Genomic DNA, 24,725 nt, shown 5'->3' with positions numbered 1-24,725 from the left:
GGGGGTCAGGGCGTGCGTGGGCGGGGCGGGGAGCCGGAGTCAGACGCGGTCGACGATGCCCACCTTCCCCTCCGCGCGGGCGCAGTGCGCCCCGCAGAACCACTGGCCCTCGACCTCGACGCCCTGTCCGATGATCTGGACCCGGCAGTGCTCGCAGACGGGCGCCATGCGGTGAATGGCGCAGGCGAAGCAGTCGAAGACGTGCACCGCGCCCTGCGCGTGCACCTCGAACGACATGCCGTAATCGTTTCCGCAGACCTCACAACGTGCCATGCGCCGCATGCTGCGCACGGCGGCGGACCGGAACAAGATCCACCGGGGTGAGTCGCCGCGCCTGCACCCACCCGGCGCAATGGGACTCAGTCCGCGGCGCGGTCCCCGGTGCCGTCCCCGGTGGTGCTCCCCGCGCCGTCCCCGCTGCCGTCTGCGCTGCCGTCCCCGGTGCCGTCCCCGGTGGGGTCCTGAGCCGCCGCCACGTCCCGCAGCAGCTGGGTGAAGGCGGCCTCGTCCACGACCGGCGTACCGAAGGACTTCGCCTTGACCGTCTTCGAGGTCGCCGAGTCGGGGTCGTTCGTCACCAGCAGGCTGGTGAGCCGCGACACACTCGTCGCGATGTGCAGGCCCGCCTCGACCGCGCGGTCCTCCAGCAGTTCCCGGTCCACGGAGGTGTCGCCGGAGAACGCGATCCGCATGCCCTGCCGCAGCGGCTTGCCGTCCTCGTAGCGCCCCGGGTTCGGGTGCGGGCACGGCGGCCGCTTGCGCGAGGGCCGCCAGCCGCTGCCCCGGTAGGAGGCCTGGTAGCCCACCCGCGGGGTGGCGGGGGAGTCCGACCACTCCGTCAGCGGCCGGCATTCCAGCAGGGGCAGCCGTACGCCGTCCCGCGCGGCCGCGTGCAGCGACGGACGGAACGCCTCCGCCAGCACCCGGGCGTCGTCGAGCGCGTGGTGCGCGCGCTGCTGGACCACGCCGAAGTGCGCGGCGAGCGACTCCAGCTTGTGGTTGGGCAGCGGGAGGTTCAGCTCCTTCGACAGGGCGATGGTGCACAGCCGCTGGCGGACCGGCGCGGTCTCGGCGGCCCGCGCGTACTCCCGGGCGATCATCTGCCAGTCGAAGATGGCGTTGTGCGCGACCAGCACCCGGTCCGCGAGGCGGCCCGCGAACTCCTCGGCGATGTCCTTGAAGAGCGGCGCGCCCGAGAGCACGTCGCTGGTGAGGCCGTGGATCCACACCGGCCCGGGATCGCGCTGCGGGTTGACCAGGGTGTACCAGTGGTCCTCCACGTTGCCCTGCGCGTCGAGCCGGTAGACGGCGGCGGACACTATCCGGTCGTCGCGAGCGAGCCCGGTGGTCTCCACGTCGACGACCGCGTACCCCTGTGGGTACGCGGTCGGCCACGTCGTCTCTGCGGTCGTACGGTCGTCGAGCATGGTCACAGAGGATATCGGCACGGACCGACAGCCCCGTCCCCGCCGGGGACCGCCGCAGCACGCGGGCCGCTCAGCGTGCGGGCGGCGCGAGCAGGGCGCGGACCAAGGACCGTACGGAGAGCAGGAACAGCCGTTCCGGGTCGGCCGGGCGGGACAGGGCGCGGGCGAGCGCCGGATCGTGGGGGGCGGCGACCGGGTCCCACAGCTCGCTCTCGGCGGGGGACTGGGCCGGCGCGCGCTCGCGGTTGCGCTCGACGAGGAGGAAGCCGACGATCTGGAACTGGATCGCGCGCACCGCGTCGGCGGCCCGTGTCCCGCGCAGTCCCGCGGCGTGCACCTCGTGCACCAGGGCCTGTTGCGCCGGAAGGAACATCCGCTCGGTGAGGCCGCGTTCGTGGACCATCGCGATCAGGTGCGGGCGCTCGCGCAGGTCGCGGCGCAGGGTCCGGGCCACCGACAGGATCCGGTCGGCGGGGGTGCGGCCGGCCGGCCGGATCGCGCCCATCTCCTCCACCGTGCGCCGCACGAGGGCGTCGAGCAGGGATTCGCGGTTGCCGACGTGCCAGTAGATGGAGGTCACCGCGGTGCCCAGCTCCGCGGCCAGTTTGCGCATGGTGAGGGCGGCCGGGCCGTGCTGCTTGACCAGGGACGCGGCGGCGTCCAGCACCTCGTCACGGGTCAGCGTGCTTCTGGCCATGGATGCGGTCCACCCGTCTGTCGGTCCGTCAGTTCTCGTCCGTGCAGGGGTATTTACCCTTCATCGCCGTCGGTGTAACTGTGTTACAGATCCGACTGGCCCCCAAGGCGAGGGATGGTGCGAGACATGGCACGCGTACGGTACGGAGCGCGGACCGAGGCCGAGATCGCGGCCTCGCGCGAGAAGAGTTCCCGCCTCCCCGACATCTGGTCCACCGGTGTGGTGGCCGTCTGGGAGAGCGACCCGGACGTGGTGGCGGCGGTCCTGCCCCCGCCGCTCAAGCCGGCCGACCGCCCGCTCGTCCGGGCCAACATCAGCAGGGTCGACCTCCCCGGCTACCCCCTCGGCGCCGGCTCGGTGGCCGTCGCCGCCCAGCACGGCGGGGTCGAGGGCTGGTACCCGCTGGTCATGCCGATGACCCACGAGCGCGCCCTGACCGGCGGCCGCGAGGTCTTCGGCGAACCCAAGAAGCTGGGCGAGGTCACCGTCGAACGCGAGGGTCTGGTCGTACGGGCCTCCCTCGCCCGGCACGGCATCGCCTTCGTCGAGGTGCGCGGCGCGGTCGACCGCGTCCTGCCACTGCCCGAACCCGCCCAGAAGACCGACTTCTACTTCAAGTTCCTGCCCGCCGTGGACGGTTCGGGGTTCGACGCCGACCCGGTGCTCGTGCACTGCATCCGCAACGAGAAGGTCCGCAAGCTCGAGCACATCACCGGTGACGTGGTGCTGCGCGAGTCCATGTTCGATCCGATCGCCGACCTCCCCGTCCGCCGCGTCGTGGAGATCACCATCGGCGAGAAGACCACCGACCAGAAGGGCAAGGTCGTCGAACGGGTCAGCGCCCAGGCCCTGCTCCCGTACATCCACCAGCGGTACGACGACCCGATGCAGATCCTGGACGGGCCGCCCGAGGGGAGCGTGTGACGTGCGACTCGAACCGGGACAGGTGGCCGTCGTCACCGGAGCCGCCGGCGGCATCGGCCTCGCCATGGCCCGCCGCTTCGCCGCCGAGGGGCTGAAGGTCGTCCTCGCCGACGTGGAGGAGGACGCCCTGCGCAAGGCCGCCGACGGCCTCGCCGCGGACGGGGCCGAGGTACTCGCCAGGACCGTCGACGTCAGCGACCGCGACTGCGTGGTCTCCCTCGCCGACGCCGTGTACGAGGCCTTCGGCGCGGTCCACGTGCTCTGCAACAACGCGGGCGTCGGCTCGGGCGCCGAGGGCCGCATGTGGGAGCACGAGCCCAACGACTGGAAATGGGCCTTCTCCGTCAACGTGTGGGGCGTCTTCCACGGCATCCAGGCCTTCGTCCCGCGCATGATCGCCGCCGGCGAGCCGGGACACGTCGTCAACACCTCCTCCGGCGACGGCGGCATCGCCCCGCTGCCCACCGCCTCCGTCTACGCCGTCACCAAGGCGGCCGTGGTCACGATGACCGAGTCCCTGTACGCCCACCTCAAGGCGGAGGGCGCGGCCGTCGGCGCCTCCGTCCTCTTCCCCGGGCCGCACATGCTGCGCACCGGGCTGTGGGAGTCGCACCGCAACCGGCCCGAGCGGTACGCGAAGCAGCGCCCGCGCAAGACCCCGTACCGCAGCCTCGACCAGTACGAGGCCGCGATGAAGCAGGCCGGACACGAGGTGAACTTCACCCCGGTCGAGGACGTCGCCGAGCACGTGGTCGACGGCATCCGCGCCGACCGCTTCTGGATGCTCCCGCCAAGCGAGCACAGCGACCGGCAGATCCGCGCCCGGTCGCAGTCGATGCTCGACCGCGCCAACCCCGCCTACCTGGAGAGCTTCATCCTCGACTGAGGAGCGTCTGCCGTGAGTGACACACCGTACGAAGACCCGTACCTGATCATCTCCTCCGACTGCCACGCGGGCCTGCCCACCGAGCAGTACCGCCCCTACCTGGACTCCCGCTTCCACCCCCAGTTCGACGAGTTCCTCGGCCAGCGCGACGCACGCCGCGCGGAGGCCACCCGGCTGGGCGTCCGCAACGAGGCCTTCGCCGAGAAGTGGTTCCACGACCACGAGGAAGGCCTCAAGGGCGGCTGGGACACGGCGCAGCGCCTGAAGGAGCTCGACGGCGACGGCGTGGCCGCCGAGGTCGTCTTCCCCGACGCGGACGCCGTCGACAGTCAGACCGCGGCCCCCTTCGGAGTGGGCCTCGGCCTGTCCGGCGATCAGGACCCCGCACTGGGCATGGCGGGCGCCCAGGCGCACAACCGCTGGCTCGCCGAGTTCGTGTCCCGCAATCCCGAGCGGCACTGCGGGGTCGCCCTGCTCCCCATCACCGGGGAGCCGGACACGGTCGTCGCCGAGATCCACCGGGCCAAGGAATCGGGGCTCGGCGCGCTGATGATCCCCTCGATGTGGGTGGACAAGGCGCCCTACCACGACCGCCGCTACGACCCGGTCTGGGCGGCCGCCGCCGAGACCGCGATGCCGATCGTGACCCACTCCGGGGCCGCGCCCCGCCACGAGTACGGCGACCACCTCGGCATCTACGTCTCCGAGGTCACCTGGTGGCCCGCCCGGCCTCTCTGGTTCCTGCTCTGGTCCGGGGTCTTCGAGCGGCACCCGGGCCTGAAGTTCGGGGTGGCCGAGTCCGGCTGCTGGTGGCTGCCGAACCAGCTCTGGTTCATGGACCGCCTCTACCTCGGCGCGCACGGCGGCAAGAAGCTCTCGCCCTTCGCGGAGCTGAAGCGCCCGCCGAGCGAGTACCTGGACCGCCAGGTCTTCGTCTGCGCGACGAACACCAAGCGCCGCGAACTGGCCCAGCGCTACGAGATCGGCGTGGACAACATCCTGTGGGGATCGGACTTCCCGCACCCCGAGGGCACCTGGCCCGACACCCGGAACTGGCTGCGCAGGACCTTCCACGACATCCCGGTCTCGGAGACCCGCCGGATGCTGGGCCTGGCCGCGGCCGAGGTCTTCGGCTTCGACACGGACAAGCTGGCACCGGTGGCCCGCCGCATCGGCCCCACCCCGGCCGAGCTGGGCCAGTCCCCGGACCAGGCGGCGGTGGAGGCCTCCTGGTCCCGCTCCCGCGAGGTGGGCCGGCACTGGCTGACCGAGAACGACTTCCCGGTCCTGGGGGTGTCGCCGTGACGGAGGACCGCTACACCGTCATCTCGGCCGACTGCCACGCGGGCGCCGACCTGCTGGACTACAAGCCGTACCTGGAGAAGCGGTACCACGAGGACTTCGACGCCTGGGCCGCCTCGTACGTGAACCCGTACGAGGACCTCCTGGCCGACACGGCGGACCGGAACTGGAACTCGGCGCGCCGCCTGGCCGAACTCGAAGCGGACGGCATCGTCGCGGAAGTCCTCTTCCCCAACACCATCCCGCCGTTCTTCCCCAAGGCCTCCCTGATGGCCCAGCCGCCGACGGCCGCGGAGTACGCGATGCGCTGGGCCGGCCTCCAGGCGCACAACCGCTGGCTGGCGGAGTTCTGCGCGGACGCGCCGGGCCGCCGGGCGGGCGTCGCGCAGATCCTGCTGAACGACGTGGACGCGGCGGTGCAGGAGATCCGCCGCACGAAGGAGGCGGGCCTCACGGGCGGCATCCTGCTGCCCGGAGTCCCGCCCGGCTCCACGGTCCCGGAGCTCTACTCGGCGGCGTACGACCCGATCTGGGCGGTGTGCGCCGAGCTGGACGTGCCGGTCAACCACCACGGCGGCTCCGCCTCCCCGCCGCTCGGCGACGAACCGGCGGCCCGGGCCGTGTTCATGGTGGAGACCACCTGGTTCTCGCACCGCGCCCTGTGGCACCTCGTCTTCGGCGGCGCCTTCCGCCGCCACCCGGGCCTCAAGCTGGTCCTGACGGAGCAGGGCTCCGGCTGGATCCCGGGCGTGCTGGAGATGCTGGACTACTACCACGGCCGGCTGGTCGCGGCCTCGGGCACGGCCGAGTCCAAGTTCGGGGCGGGCCTGGCGGACGCGATGGGCCGGGGCCCGAGCGAGGTCTGGCGGGACAACTGCTTCGTGGGGGCGAGCTTCATGCGTCCCCACGAGGTCCCGCTGCGGGAGCGGATCGGCCTCGACAAGATCATGTGGGGCAGCGACTACCCCCACGACGAGGGCACCACGCCCTTCTCCCGCGAAGGCCTCCGCATCGCCTACGCGGGCCTCCCGCGCGAGGAGGTCGCGGCGATGGTCGGCGGCAACGCGGCCCGCGTCTACGGCTTCGACCTCTCCCTCCTGGACGCGGTCGCCGCCAAGCACGGCCCGCTGGTCTCGGAGGTGGCCGAACCCCTGACGCACGTCCCGCCGGGCGCGACCAGCCCGGCGTTCGCCCGAGGGGGCTCGGTCCGGGTCTGGTGACACCCGGGCCCCGCCGGAGCGGTTCACGGCAGGTACGTGATCCGCTCCGGCGGGAAGAGCTCCGCACCGAGCAGCTCTGTGTCCCGGTACGCCTGGACGGTCAGCTCCGGCAGCGCGGCGAGGGGCCTGAGGTCCACCGTGCCGCAGGCGCTGAACCCGAGGGAGGTCAGCTCTGTGAGCTCCCGCCAGGCGCCGGTCCCGGAGGTGAGCCGGCAATCGGAGAGGAACACGGATCCCAGCCGGGGGAACCGGAGCAGCTCCCCGGGGTCGAGTTCGTGGTGGTGGATCACCTGCAGACGGGTGAGGTCCGGCACCCGCTTCATGTCCCGCAGTTGCCGGCCTTGCAGGTGCGAGGTGATGCTCAGGAAGTCCAGGTCCGGCCAGCGCTCCAGACCGTCCAGGGACACCCCCTCCGTACCCTCGAAGAGGGACAGGGAGGTCAGCGCCTGCGTTCCCGGGAGGTCTCCGACGGACCGGTGGCCGCCGAGCGAGGAGAGACCGAGGGAGACGAGGCCGGACAGCCGCTCCAAGGCCCGCAACGCGATCCGGCGGCTGCCGAACGTGTAGAGGTGCCGCAACGGCAGTTCCGACAGCGGGCCGAGCTCCGTCAGGGCGGTGCAGTCGTTCAGGGCGAGGTACTCCAGCTCCCGCAGAGCGGCCAGCGGGCCGAGATCGGTCAGTTCGGGCGAACTCAGCAGGTACAGCGCGCGCAGGCCGCGTCGGCGCGCGATCTCGGCGGGGATTTTCCGCACCTCGAACAGCCGCAGGCGGTCGAAGTGCCCGAGCACGTCCAGACAGGCGAGTTGCTGCGGCGTCCTCGCGGACAGCACGCTCTCGCCCAGGGTGGCGTCGGCGAGAACCTCCTCGGCGTACGCGCGCGCCTCGAATCGACCCCAGGCGTCGTCGAGTTCGATCGCGGCCTTCGGGCGCGTGTCCGCGCGGAACCGGCGGATCACCGACAGGGCGCGCTCCCCGCCGACGAGGGCCGCCGTACGGATCACCGCCGCCGCTTCCAGCTCGCCCAGGCCGTCCGCCGGGGACGGAAGCAGGTCGAGGACCAGTTCGCCCGCCCGCGCCAGCTCCTCGGCCTGCTCCGGGCGGCGCGGCGGCACCAGTTCCGCGGTCCGCGTCTGGACCTCGGCCCGGACGGCCGGATCCAGCTCCGGGGCATGTTCGAGGCAAGCCGCCGCAAGCAGGACCAGGCGGCTCCGGGCACCCTTGGCCTTGTCCGCGCGCCGGAGCAGACCCCGCAGCAGGCGGGTGCGTTCATCGGTGCGGGCGTGGCCCACGGCCATGCCGACGACGTCGTCCCAGGTGTCGTCGTGGGCGTTCTTCACCAGGACTCCGAAGTCCCGGGATTCCACCGCCGCCTTGGCGCCCAGATAGTCCTGGAACGTGCGGTGGACGAAGTCCACCGACCCCTTCACCGGTTCGCGCAGCAGCCCGCTGCGGATCAGCAGGTGCGAGACCACCTGCTCCGCGCTGCCCTGCTCGCGCACCTGCGGCATCGCGTCGAGCCACCCGTCCACCATCTCGACGGCCTCGTCACGGCCCGCCTCCAGCCGGCCGTTGCGGATCAGCCAGTACGCGAAGCGCTGGAGCAGGGCGATCTGCTCGTCGCGGGTCAGGTAGACCCCCTCGACCGCGCTGATCTCCCGCTCGGTGTCCCGCCGGACCAGCAGCATGTCGAGGGCCGCGTCGTACAGCTCCTTGCGGGCCCGCGGCAGCTGCATGTGCCGGTCCTGGTTCAGCGCACACAGCAGCGCGCACATCAGCGGGTTGGTCGCCAGCCGGGCCAGGTCGCGGCGGGCTCCCACGGCTTCCAGCAGCGAGGCCTCGTACGCGTCCGCCTCCTCCCCTTCCGCCCGGGCCGCCGCGTGCCAGTGCCTGACGAAGGCCCGGATGTCCCTCTGCTCCATCGCCAGCATGGAATGCGTCGCGAATCCCAGGCCCGCGAGCCAGTCGTCCGGGATCGCGGACGGCCTGGTGGTCACCACGTACCGGGCCTTCGGGAAGGCGGTGACGAGCGAGCGCAGCCAGGTCTCCGTCCGGGCGCGCAGCCGCTGCGGTACCTCGTCCACGCCGTCCACGAGGACCAGCGCCCGTCCGCTGCCCATGAGGTCCTCCACCCAGCCGGGCGGTGCGGCCAGCGGGACCCCGGCGGCGCGCAGGAAGTCTTCGGGAAGCGGCAGGCCGCCGGACGAGGTGAAGGAGCGCAGGCGCAGCACGAACGGGACGCAGGTGCTCCACGGCCCGTCCGCCCGCCGGGCCGCGTTGAGGGCCAGCCACTGCACCAGCGTGCTCTTGCCCGAACCCGCCGGACCGCGCAGGAGCACCCGCTCGGCCGACGCGAGCGCCTGCTCCGCCCGCACCGGGGTCGGGTGCGCCTCCGGCTCGCCCGGCGGCAGGGGCTGCCCGCCGCTCACCGCGAGGCTGATGTAGGCCACGTCCAGCGGCCACTCCTGCCGGGAACGGCTGAGCGTGAGCCCGAAGAGCTGGAGCCGGCCGTGCGTCTCGGCGACGTAGCGCGCGTACCGCTCCTCGAAGGCGTACGCCGCTCCGCCCCCGGCGCTGTCGAGCCGTTCCAGTGAGCGCGCCAACTGCCCCGTGCGCCGGACCAGTTCCACATCCGTCCGGGCCCCGAAGCCCGGCAGGGTCGTCGCGTACTCCACCGCGTGCGTGCAGCACAGGGCGATCAGGCGCCGGTACAGGGCGTCCGCGGCATCGCCGAGCCCCGGAGGGGGAGGCGGCAGGGCCGCCGCCAGGGCGGCCGGGTCGAGGTCCGCCGCGAACAGGGCTGCCGCGTCCAGGGTGCCCAGAGCCGCGAAGGCGTCGCCGACCGCCGTCACCACCGCCAGGCGTTCGTGGTCAGGGAGGCGGGCCGTGGCCTCGCCCAGGCGGGACGCGAGAACCTCCGTGAGGCGGCGGATCTCCGCCCCGCCCAGCTCGGCCGGGCGGCGCCAGCGCTGCGCCGGGCGGACCGGGTCCGCCGCCAGGCCCGCCCCCGGCGCCCGCGCCACGAGGGACTTCACCAGCGCCCCCGCCGCCGTACCCGCGACCCGTAAGAGAACCGTCTCGAACCCCGTCATCCCCCGCCCTCCCCTTCGGCCCGGACATCATCTCCTGAACCCGCGGTAACCCCGATGGATACCGATCGGTAACAACCCCTAGCGGCACCCCGGAAGGCGCCTCTATGGTGCGCACATGCCGAACCTGCCCGATGTCGTGCTGTGGTCCATACCGGCCTTCGTGCTGCTCACCGTCCTGGAGATGGTGAGCTACCGGATCCATCCCGACGAGGACGCCGCCGGGTACGAGACCAAGGACGCCGTCACGAGCATCACCATGGGGCTCGGCAGCATCGGCTTCGACCTGCTGTGGAAGATCCCGGTCGTCGCGGTCTTCACCGCGGTCTACGAACTCACCCCGCTGCGGGTGCCGTTCCTGTGGTGGACCGCCCTGCTGATGCTGCTCGCCCAGGACTTCCTCTACTACTGGCAGCACCGGCTCCACCACGTCATCCGCATCCTGTGGGCGTGCCACGTGGTCCACCACAGCAGTCGGCGGTTCAACCTCACCACGGCCCTGCGCCAGCCCTGGACCAGCGCCACCACCTGGTGGTTCTACCTCCCGATGGTGGCCCTCGGGGTGCACCCCGCGGCGATCCCGTTCTGCTACGGGATCAACCTCCTCTACCAGTTCTGGGTCCACACCGAGCGCATCGGGAAGCTGCCCCGCCCCTACGAGTACGTCTTCAACACCCCCTCCCACCACCGCGTCCACCACGCCTCGCAGGGCGGCTACCTGGACCGCAACTTCGGCGGGATCCTCATCCTCTGGGACCGGATGTTCGGCTCGTGGGTGGGGGAGACGGAGCGCCCCGTCTACGGGCTGACCAAGAACATCGACACCCACAACCCGCTGCGCGTGGCCACCCACGAGTACGCCGCGATCGCCCGCGACGTCCGCGCCGCGAGCAGCTGGCGCGAGCGCGCCGGCCGGGTGTTCCGCGGCCCCGGCTGGCAGCCGGCATCCACGCCCCCGCCCGCCCCCGCCGACTCCCGGACCGAGGCCGCCCCCGCAGCGGAGCCCGCCGCGTGAGCGCCACCGAGTCCGCGTCGGCCCGTACGCCCTCCTGGGCCCGCCCCGCACCCGACGGACGAGCCGGAACCGCCCCCCGGATCCTGCTCGCCGCCTTCCTCGCCGCCACCGCCGTCGACCTCGGCTCCCTGCTCGCCGACTGGCACCTCGGGCACGTCCTCGCGAAGCCGCTGCTCATGCCCCTGCTGGTGGCGTACGTCCTCACGCGCGGCGCCCCCCGGCTGCTGGTCGCCGCGCTGCTGTTCGGCTGGGGCGGGGACCTCGCCCTGCTCTTCGACGCCGAGGCCGCCTTCCTGATCGGCATGGGCTCCTTCGCCGCCGGGCACGTCTGCTACCTCGTGCTCTTCGGCAAGCGCGCCGCGAACCCGCTGCTCGGCGGCGCGTACGCCCTCGCGCTCATCGGCACCGTCGCGATGCTCTGGGCGGACCTCCCGGCCGGCCTGCGCGTCCCGGTCGCCGGCTACAGCCTGCTGCTCACCGCCATGGCCTACCGCTCCAGCGCCCTGGGGCTCCGGGCCGGGATCGGCGGAGCGCTGTTCCTGATCTCCGACACCCTCATCGCCACCGGCGTCGCCGCATGGCCCCAGCTCCCCAGGCCGGACTTCTGGATCATGGCCACGTACATCGCGGCCCAGTACCTGCTGGCCACGGGCGCGACCGACCGCGAGGCAGGCGTACGGTAGGGAGGTCTTACAAGACTCAACCATCCCCTAGCCGGAGGACTGCCCCACCATGCGCGCCACCGTCATCCACGGCCCGCACGACATCCGCGTGGAGGAGGTGCCCGACGCTGCGATCCAGCGCCCCGAGGACGCCGTCGTCCGCGTCCTGCGTTCCTGCATCTGCGGCAGCGACCTGTGGGCCTACCGCGGCGAGGCCGCGCGCCTGCCCGGTCAGCGGATCGGCCACGAGTTCCTCGGCGTCGTCGAGGAGACCGGTTCCGCCGTATCCGCCCTGCGCGCCGGCGACCTGGTCGTCGCACCCTTCATGTGGTCCGACGGCACCTGCGACTTCTGCTCCGAGGGCCTGTACACCTCCTGCGTGCACGGCGGCTTCTGGGGCTCGGTCGGCCACGACGGCGGCCAGGGCGAGGCCGTCCGCGTCCCGCACGCCGACGGCACCCTGGTGAAGCTGCCCGCCGCGGCCGTCTCCGACGACCACCTGCTGACCGGGCTGCTCGCGCTCTCCGACGTCATGGGCACCGGGCACCACGCCGCGCTGGGCGCGGGCGTGCGCAAGGGCTCCACCGTCGCCGTCGTCGGTGACGGCGCGGTCGGCCTGTGCGGCGTCCTCGCCGCCCGGCGCCTCGGCGCCGAGCGGATCATCGCACTGGGCCGCCACAGTGCCCGTACGGACATCGCCAAGCTCTTCGGGGCCACCGAGGTCGTCGCCGAGCGCGGGGAGGCCGCCGAGGCGGCCGTCCGCGAGCTCACCGGCGGCCAGGGCGCGCACGCCGTCATCGAGGCGGTCGGCACGGAGCAGTCCATGCGCACCGCCGTGAACATCACCCGCGACGGCGGGGCCATCGGCTACGTCGGCGTGCCGCACGGCAGCGGCACCGGTCTCGACCTCGGCGTGATGTTCGACCGCAACATCACCCTGCGCGGGGGAGTGGCCCCGGTCCGCGCCTACATCCCGGAGCTGCTGGAGGACGTGCTCAGCGGAGCCATCGACCCGGCGCCCGTCTTCGACCGGGCCGTGTCCCTGGACGAGGTGCCCGGCGGCTACCGCGCGATGGACGACCGCAGCGCGCTCAAGGTGCTGATCAAGCCCTGACAGCCGGTACGCAGAAGGGCCGGGCGGGATGGTTCCCGCCCGGCCCCTTCCGCGTTTCAGCCGGTTGCCTGAGGCCTTCAGCCGGTTACTTGACGGCCTTCAGCGCGTCGACCACGCCGTAGCCGTAGTAGCCCGTCTGGCCCCACTTGCTCTGGCAGGTGGTGGCGTCGATCAGGGTGCCGGCGCTGTTGTAGATCTGCGCCGGGCACTCCGCCTTCGTGGCCTGGCTCTTGAGCATGGCCTGGATCTGCGAGGGCGTGGCCGACGGGTGGGCGCTCTTGAGGAGCGCCGCGACGCCCGCCACGTGCGGGGCGGCCATCGAGGTGCCCTGCTTGTAGCCGTACCCGCCGCCCAGGACGGTGGACAGCACGCGGCCGTTGGCGTCCGGGGTGGCCGGTATCTGCCACTTGTCGCCACCGGGGCCGGCGACGTCCACGACTCCGAGGCCGTAGCTGGAGTAGTACGAGCGCAGGCCCTTGTCACCGGTCGCCGACACCGTGACCACACCCGGCAGCTGGGTGGGCAGGTCCAGGCAGACCTTGGGGTCGATGGTGCGCGGCCCCGGGGTGGTGTCGTTCGGGCTCGAGTCGTCCAGGATCGAGTCCGCGGCGAGGTCGTGGTTGGAGTTGCCGGCCGAGGCCACGTGGAGCGTGCCCTTGCGCTCGGCGTACTTGGTGGCCCGGCCGATGGCCTCCACCAGCGCCTTCTGGTCGTCGTCCGACTTGCAGTTGTAGAGCCAGGGGTCGACGTAGTAGCTGTTGTTGGTCACCTCGATCCCCTTCTCGGCGGCGAACATGAAGCCGCAGACGACCGCCTCGGTGAAGAAGAGGCTCGTCCCGGGCTCGCTCACCTTGATCGCGGCGATCTTCACGCCGGGCGCGACACCGCTGATGCCGACGCCGTTGCGCGGGGCCGCGATGGTGCCGGCCACGTGCGTGCCGTGGTCGCTGCCGTCCGCGTACGGACGCCAGGCGCCCTCGGAGGTGTCCGCGACACCGCCGACGCAGTTGGCCGACTGCTCCTTGGAGAAGTTCGGCGCGAGATCGGGGTGAGTGTCGTCGACACCTGTGTCGATGACGCCCACGGTGACGTCCTGGCTGCCATCGTTGATCTGGTGAGCCTGATCGGCCTTGATCGTCCGCAGGTCCCACTGGTTGGGCTCCAGCGGCTCCTGACCCTCCTGGGCCGCCGCTGCCGCCTTGGCGGCGTCCGCCGCGCTCAGCTGCTGGGTCGTGCCCTCGTCGGTGGTCTGCACCGCCTGGAGGGGGGCCGTACGGGTGGCGCCTACCGAGACGAACAGGCCGCGGTTGGCCCGCAGCTGCTGGGCGAAGCCGGGGTTCTGGGAGTGCGCGACGATGACCCCGATCTGCTCATAGGCCGTCACCACCGTTCCGCCGGCCCGCTCGATGGCCTTCTTCGCCGCCTGCACCGTGGCATACGCGTTCAGGTTCGCCACGTACGACAGCTTGGGGCCGGTCGTCCCGGCCGCCGAAGCCGCAGCCGCGTCCGCCGTGTTGCCCAGCGGCGCCGCGGAAGCGGACACCGAGGGCAGGAAGGCGAGCGAGGCGGTGAGCGCCAGGCCGACCGGTACGGCGAGAGCACGCCGGCGGCCGGATCCCAGATGAGCCATGGGTTCTCCACATCATCCTTGAAAAGAAGCCGTCCGGACGTGGTCACGGCGGACGGGTTCATGACATGGGGAACTTAGTGCCGGTGTTCCCCTCTGCGCCATCAGTTCGAGGAATCAGTTTTCAAAGAACCGCCAGGTGTTGAACCGTCCCGACGCGCCGGCCGTGCCGTTGACAGGGGGCGTCAGCACCACCGTCCCCCACACGGAGGTTGTTTTGTCCGTCGTCCCCACCGCACCCGCGTCACAAGGAGAGCCCCCCGTGACCACCGAAGCAGCGCCGCCGCCGGGCAGCGCCGGAACGCCCCCGGCGCATCCCGGCCCCACGGCCGAAGAATTCGGAATCGTCCAGAAGAGTGCCGAGTTCGCCGAACTGCGCCGCTCCTACCGATCCTTCGCCTTTCCGCTCACCGTGGCGTTCATCGCCTGGTACCTGCTCTACGTGCTGCTGTCCAGCTACGCGGGCGGCTTCATGGGGACCAAGCTCTTCGGGAACATCAACGTCGCCCTCGTCCTCGGCCTCGCCCAGTTCGCGACGACCTTCCTGATCGCCTGGCTGTACTCGCGGCACGCCGCCGCCAAGCTGGACCCCAAGGCTTCGGCCATCAAGGCAAGGATGGAGGGCGGGAAGTGAGCGGCACGCTCCACCTGACGACGACTGCGACGACGACGGTCGCCGCCGGTGCCTCCGAGCACCGCCCGCTGATCATCACCCTGTTCGGACTGTTCGTCGTCGCCACCCTGATCATCACCGTCTGGGCCGGCCGCCAGACCAAGGACGCGGCCGACTTCTACGCCGGCGGCCGCCAGTTCACCGGCTTCCAGAACGGCCTCGCCATCTCCGGCGACTACATGTCCGCCGCGTCCTTCCTCGGCATCGCCGGAGCCATCGCCCTCTTCGGCTACGACGGCTTCCTGTACTCCATCGGCTTCCTCGTCGCCTGGCTGGTCGCCCTGCTGCTCGTCGCCGAGCCGCTGCGCAACTCCGGCCGCTACACCATGGGCGACGTCCTCGCGTACCGGATGCGCCAGCGGCCCGTGCGCACCGCCGCGGGCACCTCCACCATCGTGGTCTCGATCTTCTACCTGCTCGCCCAGATGGCAGGCGCCGGCGTGCTCGTCTCGCTGCTCCTCGGCATCACCAGCGACGGCGGCAAGGTCGCGGTCGTCGCGCTGGTCGGCGTACTGATGATCGTCTACGTGACGATCGGCGGCATGAAGGGCACCACCTGGGTCCAGATGATCAAGGCCGTCCTGCTCATCGCGGGCGCCCTGCTGATCACCTTCCTGGTGCTGGTGAAGTTCAACTTCAACATCTCCGCGCTGCTCGGACAGGCCGCCGAGAACAGCGGCCAGGGCACCAAGTTCCTCGAACCGGGGCTCAAGTACGGCAAGGACTCGCTCAGCAAGCTGGACTTCATCTCGCTCGGCCTCGCCCTGGTGCTCGGCACCGCCGGCCTGCCGCACATCCTGATCCGCTTCTACACCGTGCCCACGGCCCAGGCCGCCCGCAAGTCCGTGAACTGGGCCATCGGCATCATCGGCGCCTTCTACCTGATGACGATCGCCCTCGGCTTCGGAGCCGCCGCACTGCTCAAGCGGGCCGACATCCTGGCCTCGAACAAGGCGGGCAACACCGCGGCCCCGCTGCTCGCCCAGGAGATCGGCGGCGGCGCGGACTCCACCGGCGGCGCGATCCTGCTCGCCGTGATCTCCGCGGTCGCCTTCGCCACGATCCTCGCCGTGGTCGCGGGCCTCACCCTGGCCTCGTCCTCGTCCTTCGCGCACGACCTCTACGTCAACGTCATCCGCAAGGGCAAGGCCACCGAGAAGGAGGAGGTGCGCGCGGCCCGCTGGTCCACCGTGGTCATCGGCGCCGTCGCCATCGGCCTCGGCGCCCTCGCCCGCGACCTGAACGTCGCCGGCCTGGTCGCCCTCGCCTTCGCGGTCGCCGCGTCCGCCAACCTGCCGACGATCCTCTACAGCCTCTTCTGGAAGCGCTTCACCACCCAGGGAGCGCTCTGGTCGATCTACGGCGGCCTGATCTCGGCCGTGGGCCTGGTGCTGTTCTCCCCGGTGGTCTCCGGGAAGCCCACCTCGATGTTCAAGGACGCCGACTTCTACTGGTTCCCGCTGGAGAACCCCGGCATCATCTCCATCCCGCTCGGCTTCCTGCTGGGCTGGCTGGGGACCGTCCTGTCCAAGGAGGAGGCCGACCCCCAGAAGTTCGCCGAGCTGGAGGTCCGCTCCCTCACCGGAACAGGCGCTCACTGAGACCGTCCGCACACCCAGCGTGGCCGCGTCGTACTTCCGTACGACGCGGCCATGTCGGCTCTCGTCCGTTCGGGCACCACTGGATGTAACAGGCGTCGCGTAGGCTCGATTAATCGAACCTCTACAGATCCGGACAGGGGAGGGGGCCCACAGTGCTTCTCGACACCTACGGCCGCGTGGCCACTGACCTGCGCGTCTCGCTGACCGACCGGTGCAATCTCCGCTGTACCTACTGCATGCCCGAAGAGGGACTGCAATGGCTCGGCAAGTCCGATCTGCTCAGCGACGACGAGATCGTCCGGCTGATCCGCATCGCCGTCACCCGGCTCGGCATCACCGAGGTCCGCTTCACCGGCGGCGAGCCGCTGCTCCGCCCCGGCCTGGTCGGGATCGTCGAGCAGTGCGCGGCCCTGGAGCCGCGACCCAAGATGTCCCTGACCACCAACGGTATCGGCCTCAAGCGCACCGCGCAGGCCCTGAAGGCCGCCGGCCTGGACCGGGTGAACGTCTCCCTGGACACCCTGCGGCCCGAGGTCTTCAAGACCCTCACCCGCCGTGACCGGCACAAGGACGTCATCGACGGCATGGCCGCGGCCCGCGAGGCCGGCCTCACCCCCGTCAAGGTCAACGCCGTCCTGATGCCCGGGCTCAACGACGACGAGGCCCCCGACCTGCTGGCCTGGGCCGTGGAGAACGAGTACGAGCTCCGCTTCATCGAGCAGATGCCCCTCGACGCCCAGCACGGCTGGAAGCGCGAGGGCATGATCACCGCCGGTGACATCCTCCAGTCGCTGCGGACCCGCTTCACGCTCACCGAGGAAGGCGCCGACGAACGCGGCTCCGCCCCGGCCGAGCGCTGGGTGGTCGACGGCGGCCCGGCCACCGTCGGCGTCATCGCCTCCGTCACCCGCCCCTTCTGCGGAGCCTGCGACCGTACGAGGCTCACGGCCGACGGCCAGGTCCGTACGTGCCTGTTCGCCACCGAGGAATCGGACCTGCGGGCCGCGCTGCGCTCGGGCGCCCCGGACGAGGAGATCGCCCGGCTGTGGAAGGTGGCGATGTGGGGCAAGAAGGCCGGGTCCGGTCTCGACGACCCGTCCTTCCTGCAGCCCGACCGCCCCATGTCGGCGATCGGCGGCTGAGGCCGGAGCCTCCCGGGCGGGGCGCGGCGCGGCGGGGCGGGGCGGTCAGCGGGGGCGTTCCGAGCCCTCCGGCTGCACCCACTCGCCGAGCTCCACCACGTCCTTGAGGAAACCGCGCACACCCAGGAACTGGGAGAGGTGTTCGCGGTGCTCCTCGCACGCCAGCCAGGTCTTGCGGCGCTCCGGCGTGTGCAGCTTCGGGTTGTTCCACGCCAGCACCCAGACGGCTGCGTCACGGCAGCCCTTGGCGGAGCAGGTGGGGGTTTCGGTCTCAGGGGAGGTCACGCCTCAACCCTACAAACCGACCGGACGGAAAGGCGACGCCGGGCAGCCACGGGGGGAGCTGCCCGGCGTCGGTCCGTCGCTCCGACGGGGGATGCGGAGCGCGTAGGCAGTATGTCACGCAGGACCCGGTACGGTGCACCGGAACTTCATGATTGATCTGAGGTTTTCCTGAGGTTTCCCGCGTCCAGCGCAGGCCGTACGGGAGCCGGGATGAAGTGCGAGGGCAGCGAAGGGGCCGACTCGCGTCCCGCGTTGGCGATGACCACGGCGACGTAGGGGAGCAGGGCGCCCGCGACCAGCGTCACGATCGCCACCGGGCGCTGCACGTTCCACAACAGCACCGTCGCGATGACCGACAGGGTCCTGATGCCCATCGAGATCACGTATCGGCGCTGACGGCCCCGTACGTCCTCGGCGAGCCCCATCCGCGCGCCGGTGATCCGGAAGACCTCGGACCCGTTCCGCTTCTGCCGCTTCGTCCGCTCCACGCTCCACCACCCGATCACCCGCCGGACACTCTCCCCGGCCCGGACCCTCCCACGGTACGCCGCCGCCTCCCCGCGCGGGACGAGGGGGTTCCCCCGAACGGTGCTGCCCGGAATGCGCGCTGCGCCGTACGGGCCGAGACTGGGCCCACGTGCGCACAACGCGCCAGGAGGAGGCTCGACATGCATTGGTTGTGGGCGATCATCGTCGGTTTCGTGCTGGGCCTGATAGCCCGGGCCATCCTGCCGGGCAAGCAGCACCAGCCCCTGTGGCTGACCACCGTCTTCGGCATCATCGGCGGCGTGCTCGGCAATGCCGTCGCCACCTGGATCGGTGTCGAGGACACCCGGGGCATCGACTGGGTCCGGCACCTGCTGCAGCTGGCCGGAGCGGTCGTCGTGGTCGGCCTCGGCGAGATGGTCTACGGGGCGGTGCGGGGCAAGAAGCGCCATATGACCTAGAGGCCGCGGGTATGACGGAGGGCCGGCCGGACGCGTGTCCGAACCGGCCCTGCGTCATGCGGATCAGGCGCCGGTGACCTCGACCGCCGCCAGGTTCTTCTTGCCGCGGCGCAGCACCAGCCAACGCCCGTGCAGCAGGTCCTCCTTGGCGGGGACCGCGTCCTCGGCCGTCACCTTCACGTTGTTCACGTAGGCGCCGCCCTCCTTCACGGTCCGCCGGCCGGCCGACTTGCTCGCGACCAGGCCCGTCTCCGCCAGCAGGTCCACCACCAGGCCGAGCTCCGCCACCCGGGCGTGCGGCAGTTCCGACAGGGCCGCGGCCAGCGTGGCCTCGTCCAGCTCCGCCAGCTCCCCCTGCCCGAACAGCGCCTTCGACGCGGCGATCACGGCGGCGCACTGGTCGGCGCCGTGCACCAGCGTGGTCAGCTCCTCCGCCAGCGCCCGCTGCGCGGCGCGCGCCTGCGGCCGCTCGGCGGTCTGCGCCTCCAGCGCCTCCAGCTCCTCGCGGCTCTTGAAGGACAGGATCCGCATGTAGGTGGAGATGTCGCGGTCGTCCACGTTCAGCCAGAACTGGTAGAACGCGTACGGCGTGGTCATCTCCGGGTCCAGCCAGACGGCCCCGCCCTCGGTCTTGCCGAACTTGGTGCCGTCCGCCTTGACCATCAGCGGGGTCGCCATCGCGTGCACGACCGCGCCCGGCTCGACCCGGTGGATCAGGTCGAGGCCGGCCGTCAGGTTGCCCCACTGGTCGGAGCCGCCCTGCTGGAGCACGCAGCCGTGGCGCCGGTACAGCTCCAGGAAGTCCATGCCCTGGAGCAGCTGGTAGCTGAACTCCGTGTAGCTGATGCCCTGGTCGGACTCCAGCCGCTTGGCGACCGAGTCCTTCGTCAGCATCTTGTTGACGCGGAAGTGCTTGCCGATGTCCCGCAGGAACTCGATGGCGGACATGCCCGCCGTCCAGTCCAGGTTGTTGACCAGGACCGCCGCGTTCTCACCCTCGAAGGACAGGAACGGCTCGATCTGCGACCGCAGCCGGTTCACCCACTCCGCGATGACCTCGGGATCGTTCAGGGTGCGCTCGGCGGTCGGCCGCGGGTCGCCGATCTGGCCGGTGGCCCCGCCGACCAGCGCCAGCGGCCGGTTGCCGGCCAGCTGGAGCCGGCGCATGGTGAGCACCTGGACCAGGTGCCCCACGTGCAGCGAGGCCGCGGTCGGGTCGTAGCCGCAATAGAACGTGACAGGACCGTCCGCGAACGCCTTGCGCAGCGCTTCTTCGTCGGTGGACTGGGCGAACAGCCCGCGCCACTTCAGTTCGTCGACGATGTCCGTCACGGTTCTCTCGACTCCTTCGGATCAGGGAAATTCAACACTTGGTTGCAAGTGCCAGTCTAGGCGGATCAGACCCCCTTGCTGACCGAACTCATGTTGAAGTCCGGGATGCGCAGGGCGGGCATCGCGGCCCGGGTGAACCAGTCGCCCCACTCGCGCGGCAGGGTCTTCTCGGTCCGGCCCGCCTCCGAGGCCCGCGACAGCAGGTCCACGGGCGACTCGTTGAAGCGGAAGTTGTTCACCTCGCCCACGACCTGCCCGTTCTCCACCAGGTACACGCCGTCGCGGGTGAGGCCCGTGAGCAGCAGGGTGGCCGGGTCCACCTCGCGGATGTACCACAGGCAGGTCAGCAGCAGGCCCCGCTCCGTGTCCGCCACCATCTCCTCCAGCGACCGGTCGCTGCCGCCCTCCAGGAGCAGGTTCCCGAAGGCCGGGGAGAGCGGCAGGCCGGTCAGTGCGGCACTGTGCCGGGTCGTGGTCAGCCGGGCCAGCTCCCCGCCGCGGATCCACTCGGTCGGCGGGACCGGCAGGCCGTTGTCGAACACCGAGGCGTCGTCCCCGGAGCTGTGCGCGACGACGAACGGCGCGGACTCCAGGCCCGGCGCGTTCGGGTCGCTGCGCAGCGTCAGCGGCAGCTCGGACAGCCGCTCGCCGATCCGCGTGCCGCCGCCGGGCTTGGAGAAGACCGTACGGCCCTCCACCGCGTCCCGGGCCGCCGCCGACCACATCTGGTAGATCAGCAGGTCCGCCACGGCCGTCGGCGGCAGCAGCGTCTCGTACCGCCCGGCGGGCAGCTCGATCTTCCGCTCCGCCCAGCCGAGGCGCACGGCGAGCTCCGCGTCCAGGACGGTCGGGTCCACGTCCTTGAAGTCGCGGGTGGCGCGGCCGGCCCAGGCCGAGCGCTGCCGGTCCGGGGACTTGGCGTTGAGCTCCAGGGTGCCCTTGGGCTGGTCGTGGCGCAGCCGCAGGCCCGTGGAGGTGCCGACGTACGTGGAGACCAGCTCGTGGTTGGCGAAGCCGTACAGCTCCCGGCCGCCCGCGCGGGCCCGGGCGAAGGCCTCGCCGAGGGCCGGGGCGAAGTCCGCGAACACCGCCGAGGAGGTCTCGGCCGGGGCGTCGGCGAAGTCCGGCGACGGCGGGGTCCCGGTCACCAGCGGCTGGGCGTCCTCGGCGGGACCCGCCCCGCGCGCGGCCGCCTCGGCGGCGCGCACCAGCGGCTCCAGGTCCGCGGCGGTGACGGCGGAGCGCGAGACGACCCCCGAGGCCGTCCCCTCCTTGCCGTCGACCGTCGCGATGACCGTCAGGGTCCGGCCGCGGGTCACGCCGTTCGTGGTGAGCGCGTTGCCCGCCCAGCGCAGGTTGGCGGTGGACTGCTCGTCCGCGATGACGACGCACCCGTCGGCGGTGGACAGCTCCAGGGCCCGCTCGACGATCTCGTGGGGCTTGGTCGATCGAATCGACGAGGTCATCGTCCGGCCTCCTGGGTGGTGTTCAGGATGTTCACGTCGCGGAACAGGGCGGACGGGCAGCCGTGCGAGACCGACGCGACCTGGCCCGGCTGGGCCTTTCCGCAGTTGAAGGCGCCGCCCAGGACGTAGGTCTGCGGGCCGCCGACCTTCTCCATCGAGCCCCAGAATTCGGTGGTCGTGGCCTGGTAGGCGACGTCGCGCAGCTGCCCGGCCAGCTTGCCGTTCTCGATGCGGAAGAACCGCTGCCCGGTGAACTGGAAGTTGTAGCGCTGCATGTCGATGGACCAGGAGCGGTCGCCGACCACATAGATCCCGCGCTCCACCCCGCCGATCAGGTCCTCGGTGGACAGGCCGCCGGGATCCGGCTGGAGCGACACGTTCGCCATCCGCTGGACGGGCACGTGCCCGGGGGAGTCGGCGTACGCGCAGCCGTTGGAGCGGCCCAGGCCGGTCAGCTTCGCGATCCGCCGGTCCAGCTGGTAGCCGACCAGGGTGCCGTCCTTGACCAGGTCCCAGCTCTGCGCCTGCACGCCCTCGTCGTCGAAGCCGATCGTGGCCAGGCCGTGCTCGGCGGTGCGGTCACCCGTCACGTTCATGATCGGGGAGCCGTACTTGAGCGTGCCGAGCTGGTCGAAGGTGGCGAAGGAGGTCCCCGCGTACGCCGCCTCGTAGCCCAGCGCCCGGTCGAGCTCGGTGGCGTGGCCGATGGACTCGTGGATGGTGAGCCACAGGTTGGACGGGTCCACCACCAGGTCGTAGCGCCCGGCCCGCACGCTCGGCGCCTTCATCTTCTCGGCGAGCAGACCGGGGATCTGCTCCAGCTCGGAGTCCCAGTCCCAGCCGGTGCCCGTCAGGTACTCCCAGCCGCGTCCGACGGGCGGGGCGATGGTGCGCATCGAGTCGAACTCGCCGGTGGTGGAGTTGACGGCGACGGCCGTGAGCTGCGGGTGCAGGCGGACCCGCTGCTGCGTCGTGGTGGTGCCCGCGGTGTCCGCGTAGAACTTGTTCTCGTGCACCGCCAGGAGCGAGGCGTCCACGTGCGCGACGCCGTCGGCCGCCAGCAGCCGCGCGCTCCAGTCGGCGAGCAGCGCCGCCTTCTCCGCGTCCGGCACCGAGAAGGGGTCCACGTCGTAGGCGGAGATCCAGGTCCGGTCCGAGTGCACCGGCTCCTCGGCCAGCTCCACCCGCTCGTCCGACCCGGCCGCCTTGATCACCTGGGCGGACAGCTTCGCCATGGCCACGGCCTGCGAGGCCACCTTGGCGGCGGCGTCCATGGTCAGGTCCACACCGGAGGCGAAGCCCCAGCTGCCCCCGTGCACCACCCGGACCGCGTACCCGAGGTCGGTGGTGTCGGACCCGCCGGAGGGCTTGGCGTCGCGCAGCCGCCAGGAGGCGCTGCGGATCCGCTCCAGCCGGAAGTCGGCATGCTCGGCGCCCAGCGCGCGGGCCCGGGCGAGCGCCGCGTCGGCGAGCGCCCGCAAGGGAAGCGCGGTGAAGGCCGCGTCGATGGAATGGGCCACGGAATTCCTCCCGAAGTCGGGGCCGGTCTCCCCGATCATGTCGCGCCCGGGGCTGTCCTGCCTACACCTTTCTGTAGGGATTCGACAGAGCCCACAGCGAGGCCCTGTCGGAGGTCGATTCTCCGTACGAGCAGTACGACCGATAGGTTTTCGGTATTCAGACCGCTAGCGAAAGGGTGATCCGTTGAGCCGCTCGGTTCTCGTCACCGGAGGTAACCGGGGCATTGGCCTCGCCATCGCCCGCGCCTTCGCGGAGGCCGGAGACAAGGTCGCGATCACGTACCGCTCGGGGGAGCCGCCGGAGGCGCTCACCTCGCTGGGGGTCCTCGCGGTCCGGTGCGACATCACCGACTCCGAGCAGGTGGAGCAGGCCTACAAGCAGATCGAGGAAGCGCACGGCGCGGTCGAGGTGCTGGTGGCCAACGCCGGCATCACCAAGGACACGCTGCTGATGCGGATGTCCGAGGAGGACTTCTCCTCGGTCGTCGACACCAACCTCACCGGCACGTTCCGGGTGGTCAAGCGCGCGAACCGGGGCATGCTCCGGGCCAAGAAGGGCCGCGTCGTCCTGATCTCCTCGGTCGTCGGACTGCTGGGTTCGGCGGGTCAGGCCAACTACGCCGCCTCCAAGGCCGCGCTGGTCGGCTTCGCCCGGTCGCTCGCCCGAGAGCTGGGCTCGCGCAACATCACCTTCAACGTGGTCGCCCCCGGCTTCGTCGACACGGACATGACCAAGGTCCTCACCGACGAGCAGCGTGCGGGCATCGTGGGCCAGGTGCCGCTCGGCCGCTACGCGCAGCCCGAGGAGATCGCGGCGGCCGTGAGCTTCCTGGCGTCGGACGACGCCGCGTACATCACCGGAGCCGTCATTCCCGTTGACGGCGGATTGGGCATGGGTCACTGATCACCATGAGTGGAATTCTCGAGGGCAAGCGCATCCTCGTCACCGGCGTGCTGATGGAATCCTCCATCGCGTTCCACGTCGCCAAGCTCGCCCAGGAGCAGGGCGCCGAGGTCATCCTCACGGCGTTCCCCCGGCCCACGCTGACGGAGCGCATCGCCCGCAAGCTGCCCAAGCCCGCCAAGGTGATCGAGCTCGACGTCACCAACCAGGAGCACCTGGACCGGCTGGAGACCCTGGTCCGCGACGAGCTGGGCGGCCTCGACGGTGTCGTGCACTCGATCGGCTTCGCCCCGCAGGACGCCCTGGGCGGCAACTTCCTGAACACGCCGTTCGAGTCGGTCGCCACCGCCATGCACGTCTCGGCGTTCTCGCTGAAGTCGCTGACCATGGCCTGCAAGCCGCTCTTCCCGCACGAGGGCGCGGCCGTCGTCGGCCTCACCTTCGACGCGCAGTACGCCTGGCCGCAGTACGACTGGATGGGCCCGGCCAAGGCCGCGCTCGAGGCCACCAGCCGCTACCTCGCCCGCGACCTGGGCAAGGAAAACATCCGCTGCAACCTGGTCTCGGCCGGTCCGATCGGCTCCATGGCCGCGAAGTCCATCCCGGGCTTCGGCGAGCTGGCGGACGTCTGGAACTCCCGCTCGATGCTGGAGTGGGACATGAGCGACCCGGAGCCGGCCGGCCGCGGCGTCGTCGCGCTGCTGTCGGACTGGTTCCCGAAGACCACCGGCGAGATCGTCCACGTGGACGGCGGTCTGCACGCGATGGGTGCCTGACGGCCCGCGCATCCGTACGGCGGCGGGGGGGGGGGGGGGGGGGGGGGGGGGGGGGGGGGGGGGGGGGGGGGGGGGGGGGGGGGGGGGGGGGGGGGGGGGGGGGGGGGGGGGGGGGGGGG

At 71.6% G+C, this 24,725-nt stretch carries 23 protein-coding genes; 13 read left to right on the top strand and 10 right to left on the bottom strand.

Features of this window, described 5'->3' with window-relative positions:
* Window positions 1–39: 39 nt before the first annotated feature.
* From ACZ6I1_RS20825 to ACZ6I1_RS20815, 3 genes are all read right to left on the bottom strand, one after another.
* Complete coding sequence (locus tag ACZ6I1_RS20825; protein ID WP_469289217.1) at window positions 40–273, bottom strand: hypothetical protein; 234 nt, start codon at window positions 271–273, stop codon at window positions 40–42.
* Between the two features lie 86 nt (window positions 274–359).
* On the bottom strand, window positions 360–1,433 hold the full coding sequence (locus ACZ6I1_RS20820; RefSeq protein ID WP_469289414.1) for a DEDDh family exonuclease: 1,074 nt from the start codon (window positions 1,431–1,433) through the stop codon (window positions 360–362).
* Window positions 1,434–1,497: 64 nt separating this feature from the next.
* Entirely contained in the window at window positions 1,498–2,124 is a 627-nt protein-coding gene (locus tag ACZ6I1_RS20815) for a TetR/AcrR family transcriptional regulator (protein ID WP_469289215.1), read from the bottom strand.
* Between the two features lie 126 nt (window positions 2,125–2,250).
* Between ACZ6I1_RS20815 and ACZ6I1_RS20810 the strand changes: the two genes are divergently transcribed.
* From ACZ6I1_RS20810 to ACZ6I1_RS20795, 4 genes are read left to right on the top strand one after another with little or no spacing between them, the layout of a single operon-like run.
* Complete coding sequence (locus tag ACZ6I1_RS20810) at window positions 2,251–3,048, top strand: acetoacetate decarboxylase family protein (protein WP_469289213.1); 798 nt, start codon at window positions 2,251–2,253, stop codon at window positions 3,046–3,048.
* A gap of 1 nt (window position 3,049) precedes the next feature.
* The gene (locus ACZ6I1_RS20805; RefSeq protein WP_469289211.1) at window positions 3,050–3,934 is read left to right on the top strand and encodes an SDR family NAD(P)-dependent oxidoreductase; all 885 of its coding nucleotides are present in this window, start codon (window positions 3,050–3,052) and stop codon (window positions 3,932–3,934) included.
* A gap of 12 nt (window positions 3,935–3,946) precedes the next feature.
* Complete coding sequence (locus ACZ6I1_RS20800) at window positions 3,947–5,239, top strand: amidohydrolase family protein (protein ID WP_469289209.1); 1,293 nt, start codon at window positions 3,947–3,949, stop codon at window positions 5,237–5,239.
* Window positions 5,236–6,456, top strand: coding sequence for an amidohydrolase family protein (locus ACZ6I1_RS20795; protein ID WP_469289207.1), 1,221 nt, complete (start codon window positions 5,236–5,238; stop codon window positions 6,454–6,456). The genes ACZ6I1_RS20800 and ACZ6I1_RS20795 overlap by 4 nt, the downstream gene beginning before the upstream one ends.
* Before the next feature lie 23 nt (window positions 6,457–6,479).
* Here the strand turns inward: ACZ6I1_RS20795 and ACZ6I1_RS20790 are convergent, their stop codons facing one another.
* Entirely contained in the window at window positions 6,480–9,545 is a 3,066-nt protein-coding gene (locus ACZ6I1_RS20790) for an NACHT domain-containing protein (RefSeq protein WP_469289205.1), read from the bottom strand.
* A 115-nt stretch (window positions 9,546–9,660) separates the two neighbouring features.
* Here ACZ6I1_RS20790 and ACZ6I1_RS20785 point away from each other — a divergent pair, with 115 nt between their 5' ends.
* Genes ACZ6I1_RS20785 through ACZ6I1_RS20775 form a run of 3 tightly spaced genes read left to right on the top strand, consistent with a single transcriptional unit; the run spans window position 9,661 to window position 12,333 of the window.
* A complete protein-coding gene (locus ACZ6I1_RS20785; RefSeq protein WP_469289203.1) occupies window positions 9,661–10,557 on the top strand; it encodes a sterol desaturase family protein in 897 nt (298 codons plus the stop codon).
* Entirely contained in the window at window positions 10,554–11,240 is a 687-nt protein-coding gene (locus ACZ6I1_RS20780; protein ID WP_469289201.1) for a lysoplasmalogenase, read from the top strand. The genes ACZ6I1_RS20785 and ACZ6I1_RS20780 overlap by 4 nt, the downstream gene beginning before the upstream one ends.
* Before the next feature lie 49 nt (window positions 11,241–11,289).
* Window positions 11,290–12,333, top strand: a complete 1,044-nt coding sequence (locus ACZ6I1_RS20775) for a zinc-dependent alcohol dehydrogenase family protein (protein WP_469289199.1) — start codon at window positions 11,290–11,292, stop codon at window positions 12,331–12,333.
* 85 nt (window positions 12,334–12,418) lie between these two features.
* Here the strand turns inward: ACZ6I1_RS20775 and ACZ6I1_RS20770 are convergent, their stop codons facing one another.
* Window positions 12,419–13,963, bottom strand: a complete 1,545-nt coding sequence (locus tag ACZ6I1_RS20770) for a S8 family serine peptidase (protein ID WP_469289197.1) — start codon at window positions 13,961–13,963, stop codon at window positions 12,419–12,421.
* A 259-nt stretch (window positions 13,964–14,222) separates the two neighbouring features.
* On the opposite strand from ACZ6I1_RS20770, the gene ACZ6I1_RS20765 reads away from it, so the two are divergent.
* The 3 genes from ACZ6I1_RS20765 (at window position 14,223) to moaA (ending at window position 17,376) form a co-directional block, all read left to right on the top strand.
* A complete protein-coding gene (locus tag ACZ6I1_RS20765; RefSeq protein ID WP_469289196.1) occupies window positions 14,223–14,594 on the top strand; it encodes a DUF485 domain-containing protein in 372 nt (123 codons plus the stop codon).
* Window positions 14,591–16,234 (top strand): solute symporter family protein, encoded by a 1,644-nt coding sequence (locus ACZ6I1_RS20760; protein ID WP_469289195.1) that lies wholly within the window; start codon window positions 14,591–14,593, stop codon window positions 16,232–16,234. Before ACZ6I1_RS20765 ends, ACZ6I1_RS20760 begins: the two co-directional genes overlap by 4 nt.
* 152 nt (window positions 16,235–16,386) lie before the next feature.
* A complete protein-coding gene (gene moaA / locus ACZ6I1_RS20755; protein WP_469289193.1) occupies window positions 16,387–17,376 on the top strand; it encodes a GTP 3',8-cyclase MoaA in 990 nt (329 codons plus the stop codon).
* 45 nt (window positions 17,377–17,421) lie between these two features.
* Here the strand turns inward: moaA and ACZ6I1_RS20750 are convergent, their stop codons facing one another.
* Together ACZ6I1_RS20750 and ACZ6I1_RS20745 are read right to left on the bottom strand one after the other, a co-directional pair.
* On the bottom strand, window positions 17,422–17,661 hold the full coding sequence (locus ACZ6I1_RS20750) for a hypothetical protein (protein ID WP_469289191.1): 240 nt from the start codon (window positions 17,659–17,661) through the stop codon (window positions 17,422–17,424).
* A gap of 146 nt (window positions 17,662–17,807) precedes the next feature.
* Window positions 17,808–18,086: a DUF3099 domain-containing protein gene (locus ACZ6I1_RS20745; protein WP_469289412.1), complete on the bottom strand. Its 279-nt coding sequence runs from the start codon at window positions 18,084–18,086 to the stop codon at window positions 17,808–17,810.
* Window positions 18,087–18,329: 243 nt separating this feature from the next.
* Here ACZ6I1_RS20745 and ACZ6I1_RS20740 point away from each other — a divergent pair, with 243 nt between their 5' ends.
* Window positions 18,330–18,608 (top strand): GlsB/YeaQ/YmgE family stress response membrane protein, encoded by a 279-nt coding sequence (locus ACZ6I1_RS20740; RefSeq protein WP_469289189.1) that lies wholly within the window; start codon window positions 18,330–18,332, stop codon window positions 18,606–18,608.
* Between the two features lie 63 nt (window positions 18,609–18,671).
* Here the strand turns inward: ACZ6I1_RS20740 and tyrS are convergent, their stop codons facing one another.
* The 3 genes from tyrS to ACZ6I1_RS20725 all read right to left on the bottom strand — a co-directional run bounded on the left by tyrS (window position 18,672) and on the right by ACZ6I1_RS20725 (window position 22,965).
* The gene (tyrS, locus tag ACZ6I1_RS20735) at window positions 18,672–19,940 is read right to left on the bottom strand and encodes a tyrosine--tRNA ligase (protein ID WP_469289187.1); all 1,269 of its coding nucleotides are present in this window, start codon (window positions 19,938–19,940) and stop codon (window positions 18,672–18,674) included.
* A gap of 65 nt (window positions 19,941–20,005) precedes the next feature.
* The gene (locus tag ACZ6I1_RS20730; RefSeq protein WP_469289185.1) at window positions 20,006–21,406 is read right to left on the bottom strand and encodes a metallopeptidase TldD-related protein; all 1,401 of its coding nucleotides are present in this window, start codon (window positions 21,404–21,406) and stop codon (window positions 20,006–20,008) included.
* Window positions 21,403–22,965, bottom strand: coding sequence for a TldD/PmbA family protein (locus ACZ6I1_RS20725; protein ID WP_469289183.1), 1,563 nt, complete (start codon window positions 22,963–22,965; stop codon window positions 21,403–21,405). Before ACZ6I1_RS20725 ends, ACZ6I1_RS20730 begins: the two co-directional genes overlap by 4 nt.
* A 145-nt stretch (window positions 22,966–23,110) precedes the next feature.
* Here ACZ6I1_RS20725 and fabG point away from each other — a divergent pair, with 145 nt between their 5' ends.
* Entirely contained in the window at window positions 23,111–23,830 is a 720-nt protein-coding gene (fabG, locus tag ACZ6I1_RS20720) for a 3-oxoacyl-[acyl-carrier-protein] reductase (RefSeq protein WP_469289181.1), read from the top strand.
* Between the two features lie 5 nt (window positions 23,831–23,835).
* A complete protein-coding gene (fabI, locus tag ACZ6I1_RS20715; protein WP_469289179.1) occupies window positions 23,836–24,606 on the top strand; it encodes an enoyl-ACP reductase FabI in 771 nt (256 codons plus the stop codon).
* Window positions 24,607–24,725 lie beyond the last annotated feature (119 nt).

It is taken from the genome of Streptomyces sp. NPDC046303, from assembly GCF_055588085.1.
This window is presented reverse-complemented; position numbering and strand designations above follow the sequence as displayed.